Source organism: Spongiactinospora rosea (genome assembly GCF_003315795.1).
In the GTDB taxonomy this organism is placed as follows: domain Bacteria; phylum Actinomycetota; class Actinomycetes; order Streptosporangiales; family Streptosporangiaceae; genus Spongiactinospora; species Spongiactinospora rosea.
Genome location: NZ_QMEY01000009.1, coordinates 57,409 through 77,986 on the forward strand (window position 1 = coordinate 57,409; position 20,578 = coordinate 77,986).

Consider the following 20,578-nt stretch of genomic DNA (forward strand, 5'->3'; position numbering starts at 1 on the left):
CGATTCCTCATGCGGTGGCCCGCGCCGCGGTGATCAGGCCGGTGGTGGAGTGGCCCGGGAGGGTGGGCAGGATGACGACCTCGCCGCCGATCCGCCGCACCACCTCGCTCTCGGGCAGGCCGGCGGCGGAGTAGTCGCCGCCCTTCACCCACACGTGCGGCCGCAGCCGGTCGATCAGCGCCGACGGGTCGTCCTCGTCGAAGACGACGACGCCGTCCACGCAGCCGAGCGCGTTGAGCACGGCCACCCGGTCGGCCTCGCGGACCACCGGGCGGCCCGGCCCCTTGAGCCGTCGTACCGAACGGTCGGAATTGACGCACACGATCAGCGCGTCGCCGAGCGCCCTGGCCCGGCGCAGCAGGCTGACGTGCCCGGCGTGCAGCAGGTCGAAGCAGCCGCCGGTGGCGATCAGCCGTCCGCCGGAGGCGCGTACCGCCTCGGCCGCCTCGTGCGGGGTGCGCGGATGGTCCGCCGCGGCCTTGAGGCGGATCGCCGCCGCGCCGCCCGCCGCCACGAACCGGCCCGCCTCGCGCACGGCGACGGCCACGGCCTGCTCGGGGGTGGCCCCGTCGCGCAGCGCGAGCGCCGCCGCGACCGCGAACCGGTCGCCCGCGCCGCAGGAGTCGCGGCCCGCGGCCACCTCGGGCGCGGGCACCCGTACGTGCTCGCCCGTGCCACGGGCGACCGTCGCGCCGTGATCGCCGAGCGTCACCGCCACGGCGTCGGCGTGGCAGGTGCGGGCCAGCCGTACCGCGGCCTCGCCGGGGGTCGCGGCGTCGTCGCAGAGCAGGCGGGCCTCGGCCGCGTTCGGGGTGACCAGCGCGCAGCCGTACGGCGGGGCGCCGCCGTTCGGGTGCGGGTCCCACACGACCGGGATGTCCAGGCCGTGCAGCAGCGGGCGGGCCAGGTCGGCGACCCCGCGCCCGTAGTCGGAGACCAGCACCACGGCCGCGGCGTGCAGCGCGTCCAGCGGGATCCGGCCGGGCCCGGCGTGGCCGTCGCCGTCGTCCACCCGCACCAGGGTCTGGCCCTTGGCGCGGACGCGGGTCTTGCTCGCCGTACGCCCGCGCAGCGGGAGCGCGGCCAGCCGCACCCGGCCCGCCAGCAGTTTGCGCAGCACGTCGCCCGCCGGGTCGTCGCCGATCGCGGTGACCAGCGTGACGTCGGCCCCGTCGGCGGCGGCGAGCAGCGCGGCCAGCCCCGCCCCGCCGGGACGCTGGTGGCGGCCGGACTCCACCACCACGGGAACCGGGGCGTCGGGCGCGATGCGGTCGGCATCGCCGTCGATGTCGACGTCCAGCAGGACGTCCCCGATCACCACGATGGGCCCGCCGGCCACTGCGGCACCTCCTCGATCACGTCGCAGAGCATGTGGATGAGCGCAAGGTGCAGTTCCTGCACCGTGCAGGCGTCGTCGGCGGGCACCGGCAGGGCGTCGTCGCAGAGCTCGGCCAGTGGGTTCGGCGCGGGGCCGGTGAGCGCCCAGGTCAGCAGGCCGCACTCGCGCCCGGCCACGGCGGCGGCCAGTACGTTGGCGCTGGTCCCGCTGGTGGACAGGCAGATCAGTACGTCGCCGGGCCGCCCGTGCCCGTGTACCTGGCGGGCGAACACCGACTCGGCCCCGAAGTCGTTGCCGATCGCGGTCACCGCCGAGGTGTCGGCGTGCAGCGCGATGGCCGCGTAGGGGCGGCGGTCGGCGCGGAACCGGCCGACCAGTTCGGCGGTCAGGTGCTGGGCCTCGGCGGCCGAACCGCCGTTGCCGCAGGCCAGCAGCCGTCCGCCGCCGGTCAGCACGGCGGCCAGCTTCTCGCCCCAGACGTGGATCTTCATGGTCTCGGCGTCCAGCGCGCGGATGGCGTCGCTCAGTTTGGCCAGGTGCCGATGCATCGCTCAGCCTCCCGCCACGGCCAGCCGCTGCCGCCGGGCGGCGATGGCGTTGAGGTAGACGTTCTCGGTGGCGGCGGCCACGGTGGGCCAGCCGTACCGGGCCTGCGCCCGGCGTTCGCCCGCCTTCTCCAGGGCGGCCCGCAGGTCGGGGCGGCAGAGCAGTTCGCGCAGCGCGGCGGCGAGCGCGCGGGGGCGGCGCGGCGGGATCAGCAGGCCGCAGCCCGCCACACTGTCCAGGTGGCCGCCGACCGCGGAGGCGATCACCGGTACGCCGCAGGCCATCGCCTCCAGCGGGACCATGCCGAACGGCTCGTACCACGGCACGGTCACCAGCACGTCGGCCGAGCGCAGCAGCGCGGGCACGTCGGCGCGGGCCACGCTGCCGATCAGCCGGACCCGTCCGGCCAGGCCCCGGCGGGCCGCCAGCCTGGCCAGCCGTACGGCCTCCTCGTCGCGTACGTCGCCTCCGGCGATCACCAGCTCCGTCTCCGGCACCAGGCACAACGCCTCGATGATCGTCTCGACGCCCTTGCGGGGGACCAGGCGGCCGATGCTCAGCACCCGGGGCCGGTCGCCGTCCCGGCCGGCCATCGGGCCGTCCGGCCGGAACAGGTCCAGGTCCACCCCGCACGGCACGACCCGCACGCGGGACAGCGGCACGCCCATCGCGCGCAGTTCCGCGGCCTCGTCGTGGCAGGTCGCCACGATGGCGTCGGCCCGGACGCCGATCTCGGTCTCGATCCCGACCCGCCGCGGCGGGCTGGTGTCCGCGTCGCCCTGCCAGCGCCGTTTGACCGTGCCGAGCGCGTGAAACGTGTGCACGACGGGCACCGGCACCTCGCGGGCGGCGGCGAGCGCGGCCAGGCCGCTCATCCAGAAGTGCGCGTGCGCCACGTCCGGCGGGTCGGCCGCCCAGCGCGCGGCCAGGTGCCGGGCGAAGGCCGGCATGTGCGGCAGCAGTTCGTCCTTGGGCAGCGGCATCGCGGGCCCTGCCGGTACGTGCTCGACGGTCACCCCCGGGGCCATCGGCACGGCCTGCGGCCCGTCCGGGGACGTGCGGCGGGTGTGGACGGTGACCTCGTGCCCGCGCGCGGCGAGGGCCGTGGCGAGCGCGGCGACGTGTACGTTCTGACCGCCCGCGTCCACGCCGCCGACGACCGCCAGCGGATCGGCGTGCTCGGAAACCAGGTCGATTCTCACAGGATCGCCTCCTCCAGTGCGGCCGGGCGGTGTGCCGTCAGCCGGTGTACCGCGGTCACTACGTCGTCGGCGGTCACGGACGAAAGGCAGGGGTGGCCGGGGATGGGGCAGATCCGGGCCCTGGTGGAGCGGCAGGGTGCGCGCTGGTCGCCGAGCAGTTCCACCGGCACGCCGTAGGGGGCCCAGCGGGCGGCCGGTACGACCGGCGCGAACAGGCTGACCACCGGCGTGCCGACGGCGGCGGCCAGGTGCGCGGGGCCGGTGTTGGGGGCGACCAGCGCGGCGGCCCCGGCGAGCACGGCCGCGAGTTCGGCGAGCGTCGTGGCCCCGCCCAGGTCACGGGCGTCGGTACCGGCCACGTGGGCGGTGAGCGCGCGTTCGCCGGGAGTGCCGGTGACCACGACGCGGTGGCCCGCGCGGGTCAGCGCGGTCACCGCCTGGGCGCACAGGTCCGGCGGCCAGCCCCGGGCGGGCGCGGTCACGCCCGGGTGGACGACCACGTAGCCGGGCGGGCCGGTCAGGCCGCCCACGGCGGGCAGCGGGCGGCGTACGGCGAGGCGTCCGTCGTCGCCCTGTGGCAGCGGGAATCCGGCGGCCGTGGCGAGGGTGAGCATACGCACCGGCTCGGGTACGTCGGCGTCCTCGTCCACGACGTGGCGGTGGTCCAGGAGGGAACCGGGGTAGTCGTTGCTGATCGCGGCGATCCGGGGCACTCCGGCCAGGCGGAGCAGCAGGGCCAGGGGGAGCGCGGACTGGTGGAAGGACGTCAGGATCACGGCGGTGGCAGGGGCGGCCCGGCGTACGGCGGTGAGCAGTTCGTCCACGTGCTCGTGGGTCACGGGCGGCGGCTCGGGGTCGATCCACGGGGCGCGCCAGGTGATGATCTCCGACACGCCGGGCAGCAGCCGGGCCGCCGTACTTCCGTGCGGACCGGCCAGCAGCACGACCTCCGCGCGGGCCGCGACGGCCCTGATGGCGGGACCGGCCAGCAGTACGTCACCGGCGTTGTCGGTCCGCGCCACCAGGACCTTCTCCCGGCGGGTCTCCTCGCGCGGGGCCGTCATGCGGCCTCACCCGCCCGCCGCGCGCCCCGTCTGGCGCGCAGTTCACCTCGCAGACGCCACGCACAGGCCACCGGTGGAATGACCACGCTGGTGATCGACATCCACCGGATCTCCTCCGACGTGCGCGGGCCGGGCGCGAGGCGGGCCCAAGTGAACTCGGCGGTCAGGCCTAGCCAGGTCAGCGCGGCGAGCGCGGCCATTCGCCGGGCCCTCCGTCCGCGAGACGCCAAGAGCGAGATCGCCAGCAGACCAGCGGCGGTGGTCAGGGCGTGTTCGCGCAGCCGTCCGGGCGCGCCGATCGCGGACCGCCAGGCGGGCCCGTGGACCTGGCGCATCAGGGCGTCGTCGGCGTTGCCGCGCTGGCGCAGCACGCTGGCCCACGGGCCGTCGTCGCGTACCGGGTGGCGAGTGACGCGGCGGCCCTTGACCAGGCGGTATCCGGCGGCGGCGACCCGCAGGGCCAGGTCGGCGTCCTCCCGGTAGGCCCGGGGGAAGCGCTCGTCGAAGCCGCCCACCCGTTCCAGGGCGGCGCGGCGGTAGGCGATGTCGGCGGTGATCCAGTCGGCGGCGGCCAGGCCGGCGGTGTTGCGTTCGGCGTCGGTGGGCCTGCGGTGGGCGGGCAGCGGTACGTGCAGCCTGGCCTGGCTGGCGGCCACGCTCTCGTCGATCTCGGTCAGGTCGGTGCGGAGCGCGTCCCACCAGCCCGGCTGCGGGATCACGTCGTCGTCCAGGAAGGCGACCCAGGGGGTGCGGGCGGCCCGCCAGCCGGCGTTCCGCGCGGCGGCCGGGCCCTTGCCGCCGGTGCGCAGGACCTCGGCTCCGGGCGCTTTGAGCAGCTTCGCGGTGCCGGGGCGGTCGTCCACGACGATGATCCGGGCGTCCGGCGGGGCCGGGGTGAGCGCGGCGAGCACGTCGGCCAGGCACGGCCGGCCAATGGTCGGGATGACGACGGTGATCACGCGGCGAACACCTCGTTCCTGCGCACGACGTACGGGCCGAGGACCAGTACGTCCACCGGGGCCGAGCCGAAGCACTCCAGCGCGTCGCGCGGGTCGTCCACCATCGGGCGGCCCGCCGTGTTGAGGCTGGTGTTGACCAGGACCGGCAGGCCCGTCCTGGCCTCGAACTCCGTCAGCAGCCCGGCCAGCAGCGGGTCTTCCGCACGGTCCACGGTCTGCGCGCGGGCGGTGCCGTCCACGTGGACCACGGCCGGGATGCGGTCGCGCCACTCCGGCCGTACGTCGTGGACGAACAGCATGTACGGGCTTTCGGCCGGGCCGCGGGTAAAGATTTCGGCTGCCCGTTCGGCGAGGACCATGGGCGCGATGGGGCGGAACTGCTCGCGGCCCTTGACGTCGTTCAGGCGTTCGGTGTTGCGGGCGTGGCCGGGGTGGGCGAGCAGCGAGCGGTGCCCGAGGGCGCGCGGCCCGTACTCGGCGCGGCCCTGGAACCACGCCACGATCCGGTCTCCGGCCAGGTCGGCGGCTATCGCGGCGGGCAGGTCGGGCGGCCGTTCGTACGGGACGCGGGCGGCGTCGAGCCAGGCGGCGAGGTCGGCGTCGGTCCAGCTCCGGCCGAGGGCGGCGCCCGGCATCGGGGCGGCCCGCTCGCCGTACGTGCTCGCCAGGTGCAGCGCGCCGCCCAGCGCGGTGCCCGCGTCGCCCGCCGCGGGCTGCACCCAGATCCCCTCGAACGGCCCTTCGGCCAGCAGACGGGTGTTGGCGACGCAGTTGAGCGCGACCCCGCCCGCCATGGTCAGGTGGCGCTCGCCGGTGCGTTCGTGCAGCCAGCGGGCCAGGTCGAGCAGCACCTCCTCCAGCCGGGCCTGCACGCTGGCGGCGAGGTCGGCGTGGCCCTCGGACCACGGTTCGCCCCGGGGCAGCGGCTTGGCGAAGACCGACCAGTCGATCGGGCCGGTGCGGAAGCCGCCGTCGCCGGTCGCCCTGATCAGTTCGCGGAGTTCGGGCAGGTGGCGCGGGGTGCCGTAGGAGGCCATCGCCATGACCTTGTACTCGTCGCTGGAACGCAGGAAGCCGAGGTGTTCGGTGACCTCCTCGTACATCAGGCCCAGGGAGTGCGGCAGGTCCTGGGTGGCGAGCACGGTGAGTTCGCCGTCGCGGTAGTGCCCGGCCAGGTGGGAGACGGCCTCGCCGCGTCCGTCGCAGACGAGTACGGCCGAGTCGCGGTACGGCGCGGCCAGCCCGGCGGACGCGGCGTGCGCGATGTGGTGCGGGACGTACCGGACCTGGGCGGAGTCCAAACCGGGCAGCGCGGTGGCCAGGAAGGCGGGCGCGCGGCGGGCGAAGGTCGTGCGCAGCGGCTCCCAGCGGGCGTCCTGGCCCTGCTGACCGGCTCTGACCAGGTCGGGGTCGTAGGAGTAGGCGACGGCGTCCAGATCCTCGGGGCGCAGGCCGGCGTGGGCCAGGCACCAGGCGGCGGCCTGTTCGGGGAGTTCCCAGGCGGAGAACGGCACCGGGCGCTTGCCGTGCTTGCGCCTGCTGAACCGCTCTTCCTCGGCGGCGGCGACGACCTCGCCGTCGATCACCAGCGCGGCGGCCGGGTCATGGAATATGGCGTTGATTCCGAGAAACCGCATCTCATCTCCCCCGGGCGGTGGATCTGGTTCGGTCGTGCCTGGGCCTTTGTTTCGGCCCTGGCACCGCTACCGAGCGAAGCGCTTCTCAAACCTCCGCGTCTCGTAGAAGTCCACGTGGCGAGTGCTCTGTACTGGCAATCGTCACTCTCCGTGGTTGTTACCCCGGGCTGCGGGCGGGTAGTGCGGAATTGTGGCGACAAATGTTGATTTGCCGGATTATCGCCGTTCGCTTGCCGTATTGTTCGACCGCGACGGGACCCTTGTGCGGGACGTTCCGTACAACGCGGACCCCGCTCTGGTAACGGCGATGCCGGGGGCGCGCGCGGCCGTGGAACGGCTGCGACAGGCCGGTGTGCCGGTCGGCGTGGTCACCAACCAGTCGGGGGTGGCCAGGGGGCTCATCGCCCCCGGCGCGCTGCGGCGGGTCAACGAACGGGTCGAGGAACTGCTCGGCCCGTTCGACGTGTGGGCGGTGTGCCCGCACGCCGAGGACGACGGCTGCTACTGCCGCAAACCGCGCCCCGGCCTGGTGCTGTGGGCCGCCGCGGCGCTCGGCGTACGTCCGGGCGACTGCGCGGTCATCGGCGACATCGGCAGGGACATGGCGGCGGCGCGGGCCGCCGGGGCCAGGGGCATCCTCGTGCCCACCCCCGTCACCCTGCCCGCCGAAGTCGCGGACGCGCCGGAGGTCGCCGCCACGATCGGCGAAGCGGTGGAGAGGGCGCTGGGATGAGGATTCTGTTGTGGCACGTCCACGGGTCGTGGACGACGTCGTTCGTCCAGGGCGGGCACGAGTACGTCGTGCCGCTCACCCCCGACCGGGGGCCGGACGGCAGGGGCAGGGCGCGGACGTACCCCTGGCCGGACAACGTCCGCGAGGTCCCGTGGGACCGGCTGCGCGAGGAACCGGTGGACGCGCTGGTGCTCCAGCGCCCGCACGAGATCGAACTGGCCGGACGCTGGCTGGGGCGGCGGGTCCCCGCCGTGTACGTCGAGCACAACACCCCTGCCGGGGACGTGCCCCGGACCCGGCATCCGCTCGCGGACCGCGACGACGTCCCGATCGTCCACGTCACCCACTTCAACCGGCTCATGTGGGACTCGGGGCGGGCGCAGGCGCTGGTCATCGAGCACGGGGTGGTCGATCCGGGGCACCTGTACACCGGGGAGCTGGCGCGGGCCGGGGTGGTGGTCAACGAGCCGGTACGACGTACGCGGGTGGCGGGGACGGACCTGCTGCCGGAGTTCGCCGAGGCGGTTCCGCTGGACGTGTTCGGGATGAAGGTGACGGGCCTGGCGTACGGGACCTTCGAGGACCTGCCGCAGCGGGAGCTGCACGCCGAACTGGCCAGACGCCGGGTCTACCTGCACCCCTACCGATGGACCTCGCTCGGCCTGTCGCTGATCGAGGCGATGACACTCGGCATGCCGGTCGTCGCCCTGGCCACCACGGAGGCCGTCGAAGCCGTACCGGCCGAGGCGGGCGTGATCTCCACCCGGACGGAAACGCTCACCGAGGCCCTGCGTGCCTTCGCCGCCGATCCCGCGTACGCCAGACAAGCAGGCAAGGCGGCCCGCGCCGCCGCGCTGTCCCGGTACGGGCTCGGCCGCTTCCTCGCCGACTGGGACCGGACGCTCACGGGAATTGTCGGAGGCGTTTGACATCGTGTGCTCATGAGCGGAGCACTTGAGGGGAAGATCGCGCTGGTCACGGGCGGCACGCGGGGCACCGGCCGGGGGATCGCGACCGAGCTGGGCGCGGCGGGCGCGACGGTCTACGTGACCGGCCGCAGCAGCCGCGCGGGCCGCTCGGAGATCGACCGGCCGGAGACCATCGAGGAGACCGCCGAGCGGGTGACCGCGGCGGGCGGCGTCGGCATCCCGGTCCGGGTCGACCACCTGCGGGCGGAGGAGGTCGCCGCGCTGGCCGAGCGCATCGACCGCGAGCAGGGGCGGCTCGACATCCTGGTCAACGACATCTTCGGCGGCGACCACCTCACCGAGTGGGACACCCCGGTGTGGGAGCACTCCCTCGACAACGGCCTGCGCCTGCTGCACCTGGCGATCGACACGCACATCATCACCAGCCACCACGTGCTGCCGCTGCTGATCAAGCGGCCGGGCGGGCTGGTCGTGGAGGTCACCGACGGCACCACCGACTACAACGCGGCCAACTACCGGCTCAACACCTTCTACGACCTGTCCAAGTGGTCGGTCATCAGGCTCGCGTTCTCCCAGGCCCACGAGCTGGCCCCGCACGGCGGCACGGCGGTGGCGCTGTCCCCGGGCTGGCTGCGTTCGGAGGCCATGCTCGACCACTACGGCGTGACCGAGGCCAACTGGCGCGACGCCACGGCCAAGGTCCCGCACTTCGTCATCTCCGAGACACCGGCGTTCACCGGGCGGGCGGTGGTGGCACTGGCGTCCGACCCCGACCGCGCGCGGTGGAACGGCCGGTCCTTGTCCAGCGGCGGGCTGGCCCAGGTCTACGGGTTCACCGACGTCGATGGCAGCCGGCCCGACGCCTGGCGCTACCTGGTCGAGGTGCAAGACCCCGACCGGCCCGCCGACGCCACCGGCTACCGCTGACCTGGTTTCCGCGCCGCCCGAGGGGTAGGCGCGACGGTTGGGGAGTTCCGGGACTTCGGGGAGGCGTTGATGTCCGATCGAATCGAGCCCCAGACCGACCTGCTGTGGCAGGAGTTCCACCGCATCGTCAACATGACCTCGGAGGAGCTTCGGGCCTGGCTGCTGACCGACGCGTCGGGCGAAGACGCCTTCGAGGCCGAGCCCGATCTGGGCGTCGAAGGGCTGGGCCGGGGCGTGCTGCACATCCTCGGCAAACGGAAGGTCGATCTCACCGGCGGCGACATCGAGGTGATGCGCCGCACGGTCGACTATGTGGAGGACCGGCTGGCCGCCGCGCCGCGCGACGCCGTCGCCGACGACGAGTGGCGGCACGAGCTGATGTCCGTGGGGCACGACCCGCTGCGTTCGACGGCGGCCGGCTGATCTTTCTTGAGGGGGTGCAGATGCGCGCCGCGTACGTCGAACGACCCGGTCCGGCGACCGACATCAAGTACGGCGAGCTGCCCGATCCGGAGTGCCGCCCCGGCGAGGTGGCGGTCCGGGTGGCGGCGGTGGCGGTCAACCACGTGGACACCTTCGTCCGCTCCGGCGCGTACGCCACGCCCGTCCCGATGCCCCTGGTGCTCGGCCGCGACCTGGTGGGCAAGCCGGTCGGCGGCGACCGGTGGGTCTGGTGCAACAGCCTGGGGCACGACGGCCGCCAGGGCGCGTCCGCCGAGCTGGCGTGCGTGCCCGCCGACCGGCTCTACCCGCTGCCCGACGGCGTCGATCCCATCGCGGCGGTGGCCGTCCTGCACCCGGCCGCCACCGCCTACACCGGCCTGATCCACCACGCCCGGCTGCGGCCGGGGGAGACCCTGTTCGTCGAGGGCGGCAACGGCGCGGTCGGCTCATGCCTGATCCGGCTGGCCACCGGCCTCGGCGCCCGCGTCATCGCCTCCGCCCGCGGCCCGGCCAAGGCCGAGACCTGCCGCTCGTACGGCGCGCACACCGTGATCGACACCAATGCGACCGACCTCCGCGAGGCGCTGGGGGATCTGGTTCCTGACGGCGTCGACGTCTACTGCGACACCACCGGCCGCACACCTCCCGCCGAGGCCGTCCCCGCCCTCGCCACCAGAGGCCGCGCCCTCGTCCTCGCCGGCTTAGCCGCCGGCCACCCGTCCCCCCTCGACACGAGCGCTTTGTACACCCACGACCGTTCGGTCATCGGCTTCGCGATCAGCCTCGCCACGGCGGACGAACTCGCCGAGGCCGCCGAATGGATCAACGCCGAGCTGTCCGGCGGCCGCCTCCGCCTGGACACCCAGGAAATGGACCTGTCCAGGGCCGCCGAGGCCCACGAAACCCTCGAATCCGGCTCCCACAAGGGCCGTCGCCTCATCCTTCGGGTGACCCGAGGTTGATTTGCCGCGCAACGGTGTTCGTCCTACAGTGTGACCACTTCGACGAGACGCTCTCCAGAAGTACGCCGCAGGGCGAGAGCGTCCCACCTCACTGAGGTGCCGGAGGGGCGGCAGTCGTCTTCGCCGACCCTTCCTCTCGGAGGCATCACCCATGAACATCGGTATCGGCCTGCCCATCGGCGACCCGCCCGTCCTGCTGGACTGGGCCCAGCGCGCCGACGCCGGTCCTTTCAGCACGCTCGGCCTGCTCGACCGGCTCGTCTACCACAACCCCGAACCCCTGGTCGCCCTCGCCGTCCTGGCGGGCGCCACCTCCCGCATCAGGGTCCAGACCGAGGTACTGCTGGCCCCGCTGCGCGAACCCGCCCTGCTCGCGAAGCAGGCCGCCACCCTGGACCAGATGACCGGCGGCCGGCTCACCCTCGGCCTCGGCATCGGCGGCCGCCATGACGACCACCTGGTCGCAGGCGTCGACATGCACACCCGCGGACGCCGCCTGGACGAGCAGATGGCGGTGATGCGCCGCATCTGGTCCGGCAAGCCGTTCAGCCAGGACGCCGGCCCGATCGGCCCCGCCCCCGCCCACCCCGGCGGCCCGGCGATCCTCTTCGGCGGCTTCCACCCCACCGCCCTCGAACGCGTCGCCCGCTGGGGCGACGGCTTCCTCGCCGCCGCACCCCCGACCTGGGCGGGCGACCTGTTCGACACCGTCCGCACGTTCTGGAAGCAGTACGACCGCCGGGGCCACCCCCGCATCGTCGCCCAGGTCAACCTCGCCCTCGGCCCCCAGCCCGTCATCGACGACGCCCGCGCCAACATGCACGCCTACTACGCCTTCACCGGCATGGCCGACCAGATGGTCACCACCATGCTCACCACCCCCGCCCAGGTCCGCGAAACGATCACCGCCTTCACCGACCTGGGCGCCGACGAGGTCATGTTCTACTGCTACGGCCTCGACCCATCCCAGGTAGACCGCCTATCCGAAGCACTGTGACCACCCCCCGCCCATAACCGCCCCAAGGGGGTGGACCGCCCCACCACCGCGGTTCACCCCCACCACAAGAGACCGCAGAACGCGCTACCGCGCCACAGGCCCCGCCTCCGGCGGAAAATGGACCTCGCTGGCGCTCGGCCTGTTTTCCCAGGCCCGGGCTCCGCCCGGTACAGCACGCCCTTTCTCGCCGCCCACCGTCGTCAATGACGCCCTGGTGCCCGGCATCTCCCATGCGCCGAGGTACCTCGCCGTTCCAGCACCGCCTAACCCGCCGCCTCGCCGTCTGATCCTCTCCCGCCGTAACCCAGCCCCCTACAGCTGTATCTCGATCACCGACGCGCTGACGCCCCCGCGCACCAGGGCCCCGCCTCCCGCGGACAGGACGCGCTACCGCGCCACAGGCCCCGCCTCCGGCGGGAAGCGGACCTCGCTGACGCTCGGCCTGTTTTCCCAGGTCCGGGCTTCGCCCGGTACAGCAGGCCCCCTCTCGCCGTCCACCGCATTCAGTGACGCCCTGGTGCCCGGCATTTCCCGTGGGGTCGTGGCACCTCGCCGTTCCAGCACCAACTAACCCGCCGCCGATGGCGTCCCGCCGGGTGGTGTGATTTCGCGGCTGGTCTCAAGATTCATGGCGGCCTCAGCGCCGGATAGTCGAGGTCCGGCACTTCGCGAAGATCACCCGAAGCTGTACCACTTGGTGGGACACCATCCCGCCGCCTCGCCGTCTGATTCTCTCCGCCGTCGCCCAATCCCCCCTTACCCTCGCGGCCTCCAGCACGCTCCATAGAGGCACACTGGTTCCGGCGGCCAGGACGCGCTATCGCGCCAGGGGTCGCGCCTTCGGCGGGAAGTGGGCCTCGCTGACGCTCGGATTGCTTTCCAGGCCTGGGCTCCGCCCGGTACGGCACGCCACCTCTCGCCGCCCACCGCCCTCACCAACGCCCCGTGCCCCGGCATTTCGCGTGGGTCGTGGTACCCCGCCGTTCCAGCACCGGCTAACCTGCCCTCTCCTGGGTATCCCCAGCCTCCGGCGCACCCGGCACTCCCTCCCCAGCCACAAGAGGGCGTAAAAAAGGGCCTCGTGCAGCGCTTCGCCCAGACGCACACCAATTACACCTCTAAACCATCAGAGATTTCCCAGATCGCCTCCGGCAGTGGCCCACGAAACCCTTGGAGACGGCTCCACATAAGCCCTGGGCGGTCCAGAAATTCGGCGGCGTGGGTCAGCGTATGCAAATCCCTGGCACGGCAAAGGCCGTGCGCCTAGCCTGATGGCAGCGGCGGCTCGGGAGGCGCAGGGCTCATGTACGACCAGGCCACCATCGGTGCTCGGCTACGGATGCTCCGCAAATGGCGAAAACTGTCACTGGTCGAACTGGCCGATCTCGCCGGGATGAGCAAAAGCTATCTGTCCATGGCGGAACGCGGTGAACGCGCCCTCGATCGACGTTCCTATATCGCCGCTCTCGCCGATGCCTTGCAGGTCTCCGAGACCGAGCTGGTCGGTGGCCCGCATCTGACCAAGGACCCCGTGCAAGCCGCACCGCACGCGACGATCCCGCAGATCCGCACCGCCCTGATCGCCAACACCCTGACCGCTCCCCTCGCCGACCAAGCCCGCCCGCTCCCCGAACTCCTCGCCGATATGGACCGGCTCGACCACAGCAAGTACAAGTTCCGCGAGGCGGGCCGACTGCTTCCGGCGATCATCGACGAGCTGCACGTCCACGCCGCCGACCCAGCGGACGAGGCCGAACACCGGCTGGCGCTCGAATGCCTCATCGAGGCGTTCCAGATGGCGACCTTCACCACAAAGGATTTGGGCTACGGTGACCTGGCCCATATCGCCGCGATGCGCGCGGGGGAGGCCGCCGCCATCCTCGGCGACCCGATCAATCGGGGGAAGGCCGACTCCCTGCGGATTCACACCATGCCGGCGACCACCTGGCGAGTCCGGCTCACAGCGGCGGAGCAGGCCGTCGAACGTCTCCAGCCGCATGTCAAGGACGACACCGGCGTCCACGTTCTCGGCATGCTGACCCTCGCCGCGTCCATGGCGGCCACGGTGGCCGCCGACGCCTCCCGGGCCCGGCACTGGCTCGATCACGCGGCCGAACTCGCCGGACGGACGGCGGACGCGCCAGGAGACAACTGGGGCGCGTTCTCGACCACGAACGTCAACGTCTGGCGCATCTCGCTCGCCGTGGAGCAAGGCGAGGGCGGCGGCGTACTTGAGCTGGCCCGCAACGTCGAAGAACGCCGCCTGGCCGAGCGTCGCGGAAGGCATACCGCCTTCCTGACCGATGTGGGACGGGGTTTGGCGCGCGACCCGCGCGCCAGGGAGCGGGCCGTCGAGTGGCTGCATCGCGCTGAGAACGTCGCACCGCACAAGTTCCGCAACGACGCGAAGGCCCGGGAGACGGTCGGCGTGCTGTTGCAGCAGGTCAGATCTACCACCGCTGGGCGTGTACTGCGCGGTATGGCCGCCCGGATGGGCCTTCCCCACTGATCTGACCGCCGCCGACCCAGCAGTTCACAGGCGTGGAATCACCGAGTTATCAGTCGACTACTTTCCGTGCTCATGGAACCTGAGACGGCACTGAGGGCGCGGCCCCAGCTCGAACGACTACAAGCCGCCCTGATGGAGCGGGGATGGCCGGCCGAGCTTCGCAACACAGCACAGAAGGCGGCCCTGTGGGTGCGGAACCCTGACGAGCCTTCAATGAACGAACTGATCCTCTACGCGGATGGGGCGTTCCGCTGGAGTTGGGGTCCTGGAATCGGGCCCGTCGCGGACGTCTCTCAGACGGCCGAGCGAATCATGCACGTGCTGCGAACAGTGAAGGCGTGACTCATGATCGAGCCCCGAGAGGGTGGGAGCGAATCCACCGCCCGAGATGACGGCCTGCTCCTTGTGTGGGAGGTCGAGGGCGGCGAGCGTGGTGCGGGTGATGTGACCCATTGTGAGGTCACCGCTGAGAAGACGATGCTCGACGCCCTGGCCTCCCTGTCCGAGGGCCGAGGGCGGGTTCGGTACGCGCGTCTGTCGTTCGTCCGCATCGGCTACGAGTACGGGACCACGCTGGTCACCGCGCATCGGGCCGATGGAGCGACGATCTCGGTCGCGGGAGATGCGTGGGAGGGCGTTCGGTGACCGAGTTGAGCCCGTGGGAGCGTGCTCACCTGGCCGCGATCGAGAGTACCTACCCCGGCTGGCACGTATACGTGCGAGACGGATGGTGGTGGGCGAGCAAACACGTCCCGCCCACGCTGGAGCAGAAGGCGGCCGGGGTGCTGCACGAGTTCGCCCGGCAGGGGCCGTACGAACTGGTGGCCGCGCTGACGGTACAGCTCGGCATTCTGGCCCGGATGGGCGCGGCTTGAGGGCACCCGCGGGCACGGCGGTCAGGCGTTGAGGTCTGGGTCGCGGGGGAGGTCCTTGTTTCTGGGGAATTCGAGGTCGTCTGCCCAGTCTGGGGCGGCGAGGAGGAACTGCGCGAGATCCGGGGGGCGGTGGGGCTCGGTGATGTCCACGGCCAGGGACTCTAGTGCGCCAGGGTGGGCCGTGTCAGGCGAGTAGGGCGGTGATCACGGCCATGAGGGGGACGGCGAGGGAGGTGGAGAGGAGGACGGCGCCGCGGGCGAGGTGGGGGGCGGCGTTGAACTGGCGGGCGTAGACGTAGACGTTCTGGGCGGTGGGGAGGGCGGCGAAGAGGGTGGCGGCGAGGAGCATGGTGCCGGTCAGGTGGAGGATGTGGGCCGCGGTGAGGTACGCGACGGCGGGCATCACGGTGGACTTGAGGGCGACGGCGAGGAGGACGTCCTTGCCGCCCTGGCGGGCCATGTCCGCGAGGCCGGGGCCGCTGAGGCTGAGGCCGTAGGCGATCAGGACGACCGGTACGGCCGCGGCGCCCACCAGGTCGAAGGGGCGCATGATGGGCTCGGGGATCTCGATGCCCGAGGCCGCGAACACCAGGCCGAGGAGTGAGGCGACGGTCAGCGGGTTGCGCAGGGGGCGGAGGAGGGCCTGTCGTACGGAGCGGCCGGCGGACGGGGGTTCGAGGAGCAGGAAGGTGATCGGGGCCAGTACCAGGAGCTGGAACAGCACGATGGGCACCACCAGCGCGCCGTCCCCCAGGACGTACACGCCGACGGCGATGCCGAGGATGCCGGCGTTGACGTACGACGAGGCGATGGCCCCGACCGTCGTCTCGCGCCGGTCGCGTTTCCAGCGCAGCCGGGCCACCGGCACATAGACGAGCTGGGCGGCGGCCAGTCCGGCGAGGCTGGTGAGCAGTACGGGGGAGAAGATCGACCGCAGGTCGGCGGTGGCCACGGTGCTGAACAGCAGCGCGGGCAGGGTCACGTAGAAGGCCAGGCGGGAGAGGACGAGTTCGTCCGGGAGGCGCAGTACGCCGAGCCGGCCCACGGCGTAGCCGAGCAGTACGACGGAGACGAGCGCCGCGAACGCCGCGAAGACCCCCGACATCAGCCTGCCGCGCCCATGGGCCTGGACTTGTCCTTGCCAGGCAACCGCCGCTCCTTGGTCCACCGTGCCCGACGCCGCCGCCCGCTCCGGCGATCAGCGGCGCTTTCCGACGAACCACGATAGAACGGACCTTTTCCACGAGGTCACGCCCCCCTCACGGTCCGGGCGGCGAGCGGTCCAGTTGACCTCAAGTTAGCTTGAGGTCATACCGTCTTTTCTGTCGTAGCCGTATGGGAGGGTTCGGGCATGGACATGGAAGTGACCGCGTGGCATTCGCTTTACAACGCCATGCACGCCAAGTCGGACCAGCGCCCGTTCTCCATGGCGACGCTGCGGCGGATCGCCGGGTTCGCGCGTCCGCATCGCATGATGCTGACGTGGTACCTCGCGCTCGGCGTGGTGCTGGCGGTGCTCGCGGTCGCGACCCCCATGCTGGCCGGGCAGGTGGTCAACGCCATCGAGCAGGGCGGTGAGCTGGGCCTGGTGGTCGGGCTGGCGGTGGTGATCGCGGTGATCGCGGTGGCCGAGGCCGGGCTCGGGCTGGTGTCGCGGTGGCTGTCCGCGAGCATCGGCGAGGGGCTGATCCTCGACCTGCGCAGTACGGTCTTCGACCACGTGCAGCGCATGCCGATCGCGTTCTTCACCCGCACCCGCACCGGGGCGCTGGTCAGCCGGCTCAACAACGACGTGATCGGCGCGCAGCGGGCGTTCAGCGACACGCTGTCCGGGTGGTCAACAACGTCGTGACGCTGGTGCTCACGCTGGTGGTGATGGTCCAGATCTCCTGGCAGATCACGCTGGCGGCGCTGGTGCTGCTGCCGGTGTTCGTGCTGCCCGCGCGGCTCATGGGCAAGCGGCTGGCCCGGCTGGAGCGCGAGGCCGCCGACCACAACGCGGCGATGGGCACCCAGATGACCGAGCGCTTCTCCGCGCCGGGGGCCACGCTGGTCAAGCTGTTCGGGCGGCCCGCCGACGAGTCGGCCGAGTTCACCGGCCGGGCCAGGCGGGTCCGTGACATCGGGGTGCGCACGGCGATGGTGCAGACGACGTTCGTCACCGCGCTCACGCTGGTGTCCGCGCTGGCCCTCGCCCTCGTCTACGGCCTGGGCGGCTTCTTCGCGCTGCGCGGCTCGCTCGACACCGGCGCGGTCGTCTCGCTGGCGCTGCTGCTCACCCGCCTGTACACCCCGCTGACCGCCCTGGCCAGCGCCCGCGTGGAGGTGATGAGCGCGCTGGTCAGCTTCGAGCGGGTCTTCGAGGTGCTCGACCTCAAGCCGCTGATCGCCGAGAGGCCCGGCGCGGTGCAGGTGCCGGAGGGGCCGGTCTCGGTGGAGTTCGACAACGTCTCGTTCGCCTATCCGGCGGCCGACAAGGTCTCGCTGGCCTCGCTCGAAGAGGTCGCCACGCTCGACACCCGGGGCGGGGTGCAGGTGCTGCACGACGTGTCGTTCCGGGCGGAGCCCGGTCAGATGGTCGCGCTGGTCGGCTCCTCCGGAGCCGGTAAGTCCACCATCGCCCAGCTCGTCCCGCGGCTCTACGACGTCGACGCCGGAGCCGTACGGCTGGCGGGCACCGACGTACGCGACCTGACCGCCGACTCCGTGCGCGACACGCTCGGCATGGTCACCCAGGACGGTCACCTGTTCCACGAGACCGTGCGGGCCAACCTGCTGCTCGCCCGCCCCGGCGCCTCCGACGACGACCTTTGGGACGTCCTGCGCCGCGCCCGCCTGGAAGACCTGGTGGCCACGCTTCCCGACGGCCTGGACACGGTGGTCGGGGAGCGCGGCTACCGGTTGTCCGGGGGCGAGCGGCAGCGGCTGACCATCGCGAGGCTGCTGCTGGCCCGGCCCCGGGTCGTCATCCTGGACGAGGCCACCGCGCACCTCGACTCCACCTCGGAGGCGGCGGTGCAGGAGGCGCTGGGCGAAGCGCTGGCCGGCCGTACCGCGGTGGTGATCGCGCACCGGCTGTCCACGGTCAGGGCGGCCGACCTGATCCTGGTGGTGGAGAGCGGGCGGATCGTGGAGCGCGGCACGCATACCGAGCTGCTGGCGGCGGGGGGCCGGTACGAGGAGCTGTACCGCACGCAGTTCGACCACCAGGAGCAGTCCGCCGCCGGTCGCCCGCTCGCGGAACGGGCCGCCACCGCGGAGGCGCTGGCCTGATCCGCCGCACGGCGGCCCTGTCAGAGGCGCGCGGCGGCCCTGTCAGAGGACCGCCACGATCCAAGCGAGGACAACGATGATCAGTATTGCCCTGACCACCAATCCGTTCACCCGCCGGAGCCCGAGTCCAGCCGCCGCTCGATGCGGTCGATGCGCGCCGCCAGCGGCTCCACCGCCCGCTCCACCGCCGCCGCCAGCCACTTAGCGGCGTCGCCGCCCAGGGCGGGGGCGGCCTGCTGAGTGCCCGCGAGGCCCTGCACTCCCTGGGCGCGCAGGTGGACATATCCGGCGAGGGCGGCGACGACGGCCCGCCGGGTCAGCCTGGCCTCGGCGCCCAGCGAGCGCAGCACCTGACCGGCGGTGCCGTCGGGCTCGCTGATCAGGCCGAGCAGCAGGTGCTCGCAGCCGACGTAGTTGTGCCCGAGGCCGTGCGCCTCCGACACGGCCATCTCCAGCGCGTTGGCCGCCGCCGGGCTGAACCGGCCCCCCGTACCCGCCTCTGACTCCTCCCCGGCGTCCGCGGCCTGGCCGTTAGGGAGGGCCTGCCGTACCTGGGCGGGGTCGACCTCGATGGCCCGCAGCACATGGAGTGCCAGGTTGGTGCCCTCGGCGAGCATCCCGGCGAGCAGGTGTTCGGTGCCCACCTCCGCCGCCCCGGCCGCCCGCGCCTGGGCCACCGACAGCTTCATGACCTCCCTGGTCCTGTCGGTGAAGTGCGGGAAGCGAGCCGCGGGGTCGCCGGTCTCCAGGTCGCCGAGCGCCAGTTCCCTGATCGCCACGACCCGCCGTACGGCCTGTTCCAGCGCGCGCTGACACACCGCGGAGACCGGCACCCCCGCCGCCTTGACCGCCTCGGCCAGCTCATCGGGCAGGTAGACATTGATCTTCGGCATCCGGCGTCACCCTCCCATGGGGTTACCTTAGGGGTATGAACCCTTTATACCCCCCTTGGGGTTACATGGCTAGAGAGAAGCCCGGGGGGTTCAAAAACGCGGACGGGGAAGAGAGGATGCGGTCGTCTTCAGCCGGTCGCGTCGGTCGCGTGAGCGATGGGCCCGGCGGCCGGTGAACCGGTGTCCCCCCATCTGCGAGGAGCAGAGCCATGAGACGTCTCCCCCGCCTGCTGATCGTCGCCGCGCTGATCGTGGCCGGAACGGCGTTACCGGCGTCACCCGCGTTACCCGCCAGGGCGTCGGCCACGGCCATCGAGTGCATCGGCTCGCAAATCTCATCCTTCAACCCCCCGTTGCACGACAAGCCCGCCACCGCCACCACCGTCCATTCGTGGGCGAACATCCGCGAGTGCACCCCCGCGCATCCCGCCCGCCGCAGCGCCGCTCTCCAACTGGATGGCCCCGGCACGCTGACGTGCGATCTCGCCCAGGTGGTGCCCGCGTCGGGCGAGATCACCTGGGACGGCCCCGGCACCGGCGACACGGAGGTCGCCCAGATCGTCGCCGAGCCGCTGCCCGTACCGCCGCCGGGGCCCCGCGCCCTGTACCTGACCGGCCGGATCAGCGGCGGCGCACTGGACGGGTACGGCCTGGCCGTGTACTTCCGCGTCTCGCCCAATGACTCGCTCGACTGCGCCTCGATCAGAGGGATGGGCATGACGATCGGTACGGCCAGGTTCACGCTGACCCCCCCGGGCGAGTGAGCAAAAAGGGATATGTAGTATCCCTGTTATGAACATGGGCGAAGGAGTCGAGTGGGGATTGCACTGCTGTGTGACCCTGGGCTGGCTCGACGGCGAGGGGCCGGTGCCCATCCGCAGTCTGGCGGCCTGGTACGACCTGCCGCAGGAGTACCTGAAAAAGCGCCTTCAGGCGCTGGCCAGGGCGGGCATCCTGGCGTCGGCGCCGGGGGCGCGCGGCGGGTTCATGCTGGCCAGGCCGCCGGAGCGGATCACGCTGATGGACGTCGTCACCGCCCTAGAGGGCGGCGCGGAGGCGTTCCGGTGCGATGAGATCCGGCAGCGCGGGCTGGGGGCGGAGGGCGGCGGCTTCGACCGGCCCTGCGGAATCGCCCGCGCCATGCGCCGCGCCGAACTCGCCTGGCGGCGCGAACTCGCCGCCCAGACCATCGCCGACCTGATGGCCGACAACCCGGCCAACGGCACCCGTACCAGGAAGAACTACGTCCGCCTCCGCGACTGAACGGCGGAGCGGGCCGGCAGTGACAT

General features: G+C 72.5%; 20 protein-coding genes and 1 pseudogene. 12 read left to right on the forward strand and 9 right to left on the reverse strand.

Features of this window, described 5'->3' with window-relative positions; translation table 11 throughout:
• Positions 1–7: 7 nt before the first annotated feature.
• Genes rfaE2 through DP939_RS21535 form a run of 6 tightly spaced genes read right to left on the reverse strand, consistent with a single transcriptional unit; the run spans position 8 to position 6,747 of the window.
• Positions 8–1,339 (reverse strand): D-glycero-beta-D-manno-heptose 1-phosphate adenylyltransferase, encoded by a 1,332-nt coding sequence (gene rfaE2, locus DP939_RS21510; RefSeq protein ID WP_113982557.1) that lies wholly within the window; start codon positions 1,337–1,339, stop codon positions 8–10.
• Positions 1,315–1,887 (reverse strand): D-sedoheptulose-7-phosphate isomerase, encoded by a 573-nt coding sequence (locus DP939_RS21515; protein WP_113982558.1) that lies wholly within the window; start codon positions 1,885–1,887, stop codon positions 1,315–1,317. Before DP939_RS21515 ends, rfaE2 begins: the two co-directional genes overlap by 25 nt.
• A 3-nt stretch (positions 1,888–1,890) precedes the next feature.
• The gene (locus DP939_RS21520; RefSeq protein ID WP_113982559.1) at positions 1,891–3,087 is read right to left on the reverse strand and encodes a glycosyltransferase; all 1,197 of its coding nucleotides are present in this window, start codon (positions 3,085–3,087) and stop codon (positions 1,891–1,893) included.
• Positions 3,084–4,151 (reverse strand): glycosyltransferase family 9 protein, encoded by a 1,068-nt coding sequence (locus DP939_RS21525; RefSeq protein WP_113982560.1) that lies wholly within the window; start codon positions 4,149–4,151, stop codon positions 3,084–3,086. The genes DP939_RS21520 and DP939_RS21525 overlap by 4 nt, the downstream gene beginning before the upstream one ends.
• Entirely contained in the window at positions 4,148–5,110 is a 963-nt protein-coding gene (locus DP939_RS21530) for a glycosyltransferase family 2 protein (RefSeq protein WP_113982561.1), read from the reverse strand. Before DP939_RS21530 ends, DP939_RS21525 begins: the two co-directional genes overlap by 4 nt.
• Entirely contained in the window at positions 5,107–6,747 is a 1,641-nt protein-coding gene (locus tag DP939_RS21535; protein WP_113982562.1) for a carbamoyltransferase family protein, read from the reverse strand. Before DP939_RS21535 ends, DP939_RS21530 begins: the two co-directional genes overlap by 4 nt.
• Before the next feature lie 190 nt (positions 6,748–6,937).
• Here DP939_RS21535 and DP939_RS21540 point away from each other — a divergent pair, with 190 nt between their 5' ends.
• The 9 genes from DP939_RS21540 (at position 6,938) to DP939_RS21580 (ending at position 15,123) form a co-directional block, all read left to right on the forward strand.
• Positions 6,938–7,480 carry a D-glycero-alpha-D-manno-heptose-1,7-bisphosphate 7-phosphatase gene (locus tag DP939_RS21540; protein ID WP_404828603.1) on the forward strand — a complete coding sequence of 181 codons (543 nt, stop codon included), beginning with the start codon at positions 6,938–6,940 and terminating at the stop codon, positions 7,478–7,480.
• Positions 7,477–8,409, forward strand: coding sequence for a glycosyltransferase (locus DP939_RS21545; protein WP_113982564.1), 933 nt, complete (start codon positions 7,477–7,479; stop codon positions 8,407–8,409). The genes DP939_RS21540 and DP939_RS21545 overlap by 4 nt, the downstream gene beginning before the upstream one ends.
• Before the next feature lie 12 nt (positions 8,410–8,421).
• Positions 8,422–9,336 (forward strand): SDR family oxidoreductase, encoded by a 915-nt coding sequence (locus tag DP939_RS21550; protein WP_113982565.1) that lies wholly within the window; start codon positions 8,422–8,424, stop codon positions 9,334–9,336.
• A gap of 69 nt (positions 9,337–9,405) precedes the next feature.
• Positions 9,406–9,759 carry a DUF3140 domain-containing protein gene (locus DP939_RS21555; RefSeq protein WP_113982566.1) on the forward strand — a complete coding sequence of 118 codons (354 nt, stop codon included), beginning with the start codon at positions 9,406–9,408 and terminating at the stop codon, positions 9,757–9,759.
• A gap of 20 nt (positions 9,760–9,779) precedes the next feature.
• Positions 9,780–10,742, forward strand: coding sequence for an NADPH:quinone reductase (locus tag DP939_RS21560; protein ID WP_113982567.1), 963 nt, complete (start codon positions 9,780–9,782; stop codon positions 10,740–10,742).
• 151 nt (positions 10,743–10,893) lie between these two features.
• A complete protein-coding gene (locus DP939_RS21565) occupies positions 10,894–11,739 on the forward strand; it encodes an LLM class flavin-dependent oxidoreductase (RefSeq protein ID WP_113982568.1) in 846 nt (281 codons plus the stop codon).
• A gap of 1,303 nt (positions 11,740–13,042) precedes the next feature.
• A complete protein-coding gene (locus DP939_RS21570) occupies positions 13,043–14,248 on the forward strand; it encodes a helix-turn-helix domain-containing protein (RefSeq protein WP_113982569.1) in 1,206 nt (401 codons plus the stop codon).
• A 345-nt stretch (positions 14,249–14,593) separates the two neighbouring features.
• Positions 14,594–14,893: a hypothetical protein gene (locus DP939_RS21575; RefSeq protein WP_113982570.1), complete on the forward strand. Its 300-nt coding sequence runs from the start codon at positions 14,594–14,596 to the stop codon at positions 14,891–14,893.
• Complete coding sequence (locus tag DP939_RS21580) at positions 14,890–15,123, forward strand: hypothetical protein (protein WP_113982571.1); 234 nt, start codon at positions 14,890–14,892, stop codon at positions 15,121–15,123. Before DP939_RS21575 ends, DP939_RS21580 begins: the two co-directional genes overlap by 4 nt.
• A gap of 21 nt (positions 15,124–15,144) precedes the next feature.
• Here DP939_RS21580 and DP939_RS48765 read toward each other — a convergent pair whose 3' ends face one another.
• Complete coding sequence (locus tag DP939_RS48765) at positions 15,145–15,273, reverse strand: hypothetical protein (RefSeq protein WP_263972336.1); 129 nt, start codon at positions 15,271–15,273, stop codon at positions 15,145–15,147.
• Between the two features lie 34 nt (positions 15,274–15,307).
• Complete coding sequence (locus DP939_RS21585; RefSeq protein WP_113982572.1) at positions 15,308–16,228, reverse strand: AEC family transporter; 921 nt, start codon at positions 16,226–16,228, stop codon at positions 15,308–15,310.
• A 246-nt stretch (positions 16,229–16,474) separates the two neighbouring features.
• On the opposite strand from DP939_RS21585, the pseudogene DP939_RS21590 reads away from it, so the two are divergent.
• Positions 16,475–18,396 (forward strand): annotated as a pseudogene (locus DP939_RS21590) (ABC transporter ATP-binding protein).
• Between the two features lie 107 nt (positions 18,397–18,503).
• Here DP939_RS21590 and DP939_RS21595 read toward each other — a convergent pair.
• Complete coding sequence (locus DP939_RS21595; RefSeq protein WP_113982573.1) at positions 18,504–19,289, reverse strand: Clp protease N-terminal domain-containing protein; 786 nt, start codon at positions 19,287–19,289, stop codon at positions 18,504–18,506.
• 209 nt (positions 19,290–19,498) lie between these two features.
• Here DP939_RS21595 and DP939_RS21600 point away from each other — a divergent pair, with 209 nt between their 5' ends.
• The gene (locus DP939_RS21600) at positions 19,499–20,053 is read left to right on the forward strand and encodes a hypothetical protein (RefSeq protein WP_113982574.1); all 555 of its coding nucleotides are present in this window, start codon (positions 19,499–19,501) and stop codon (positions 20,051–20,053) included.
• A gap of 28 nt (positions 20,054–20,081) precedes the next feature.
• On the forward strand, positions 20,082–20,552 hold the full coding sequence (locus DP939_RS21605; RefSeq protein ID WP_113982575.1) for an RrF2 family transcriptional regulator: 471 nt from the start codon (positions 20,082–20,084) through the stop codon (positions 20,550–20,552).
• Positions 20,553–20,578: the final 26 nt, after the last annotated feature.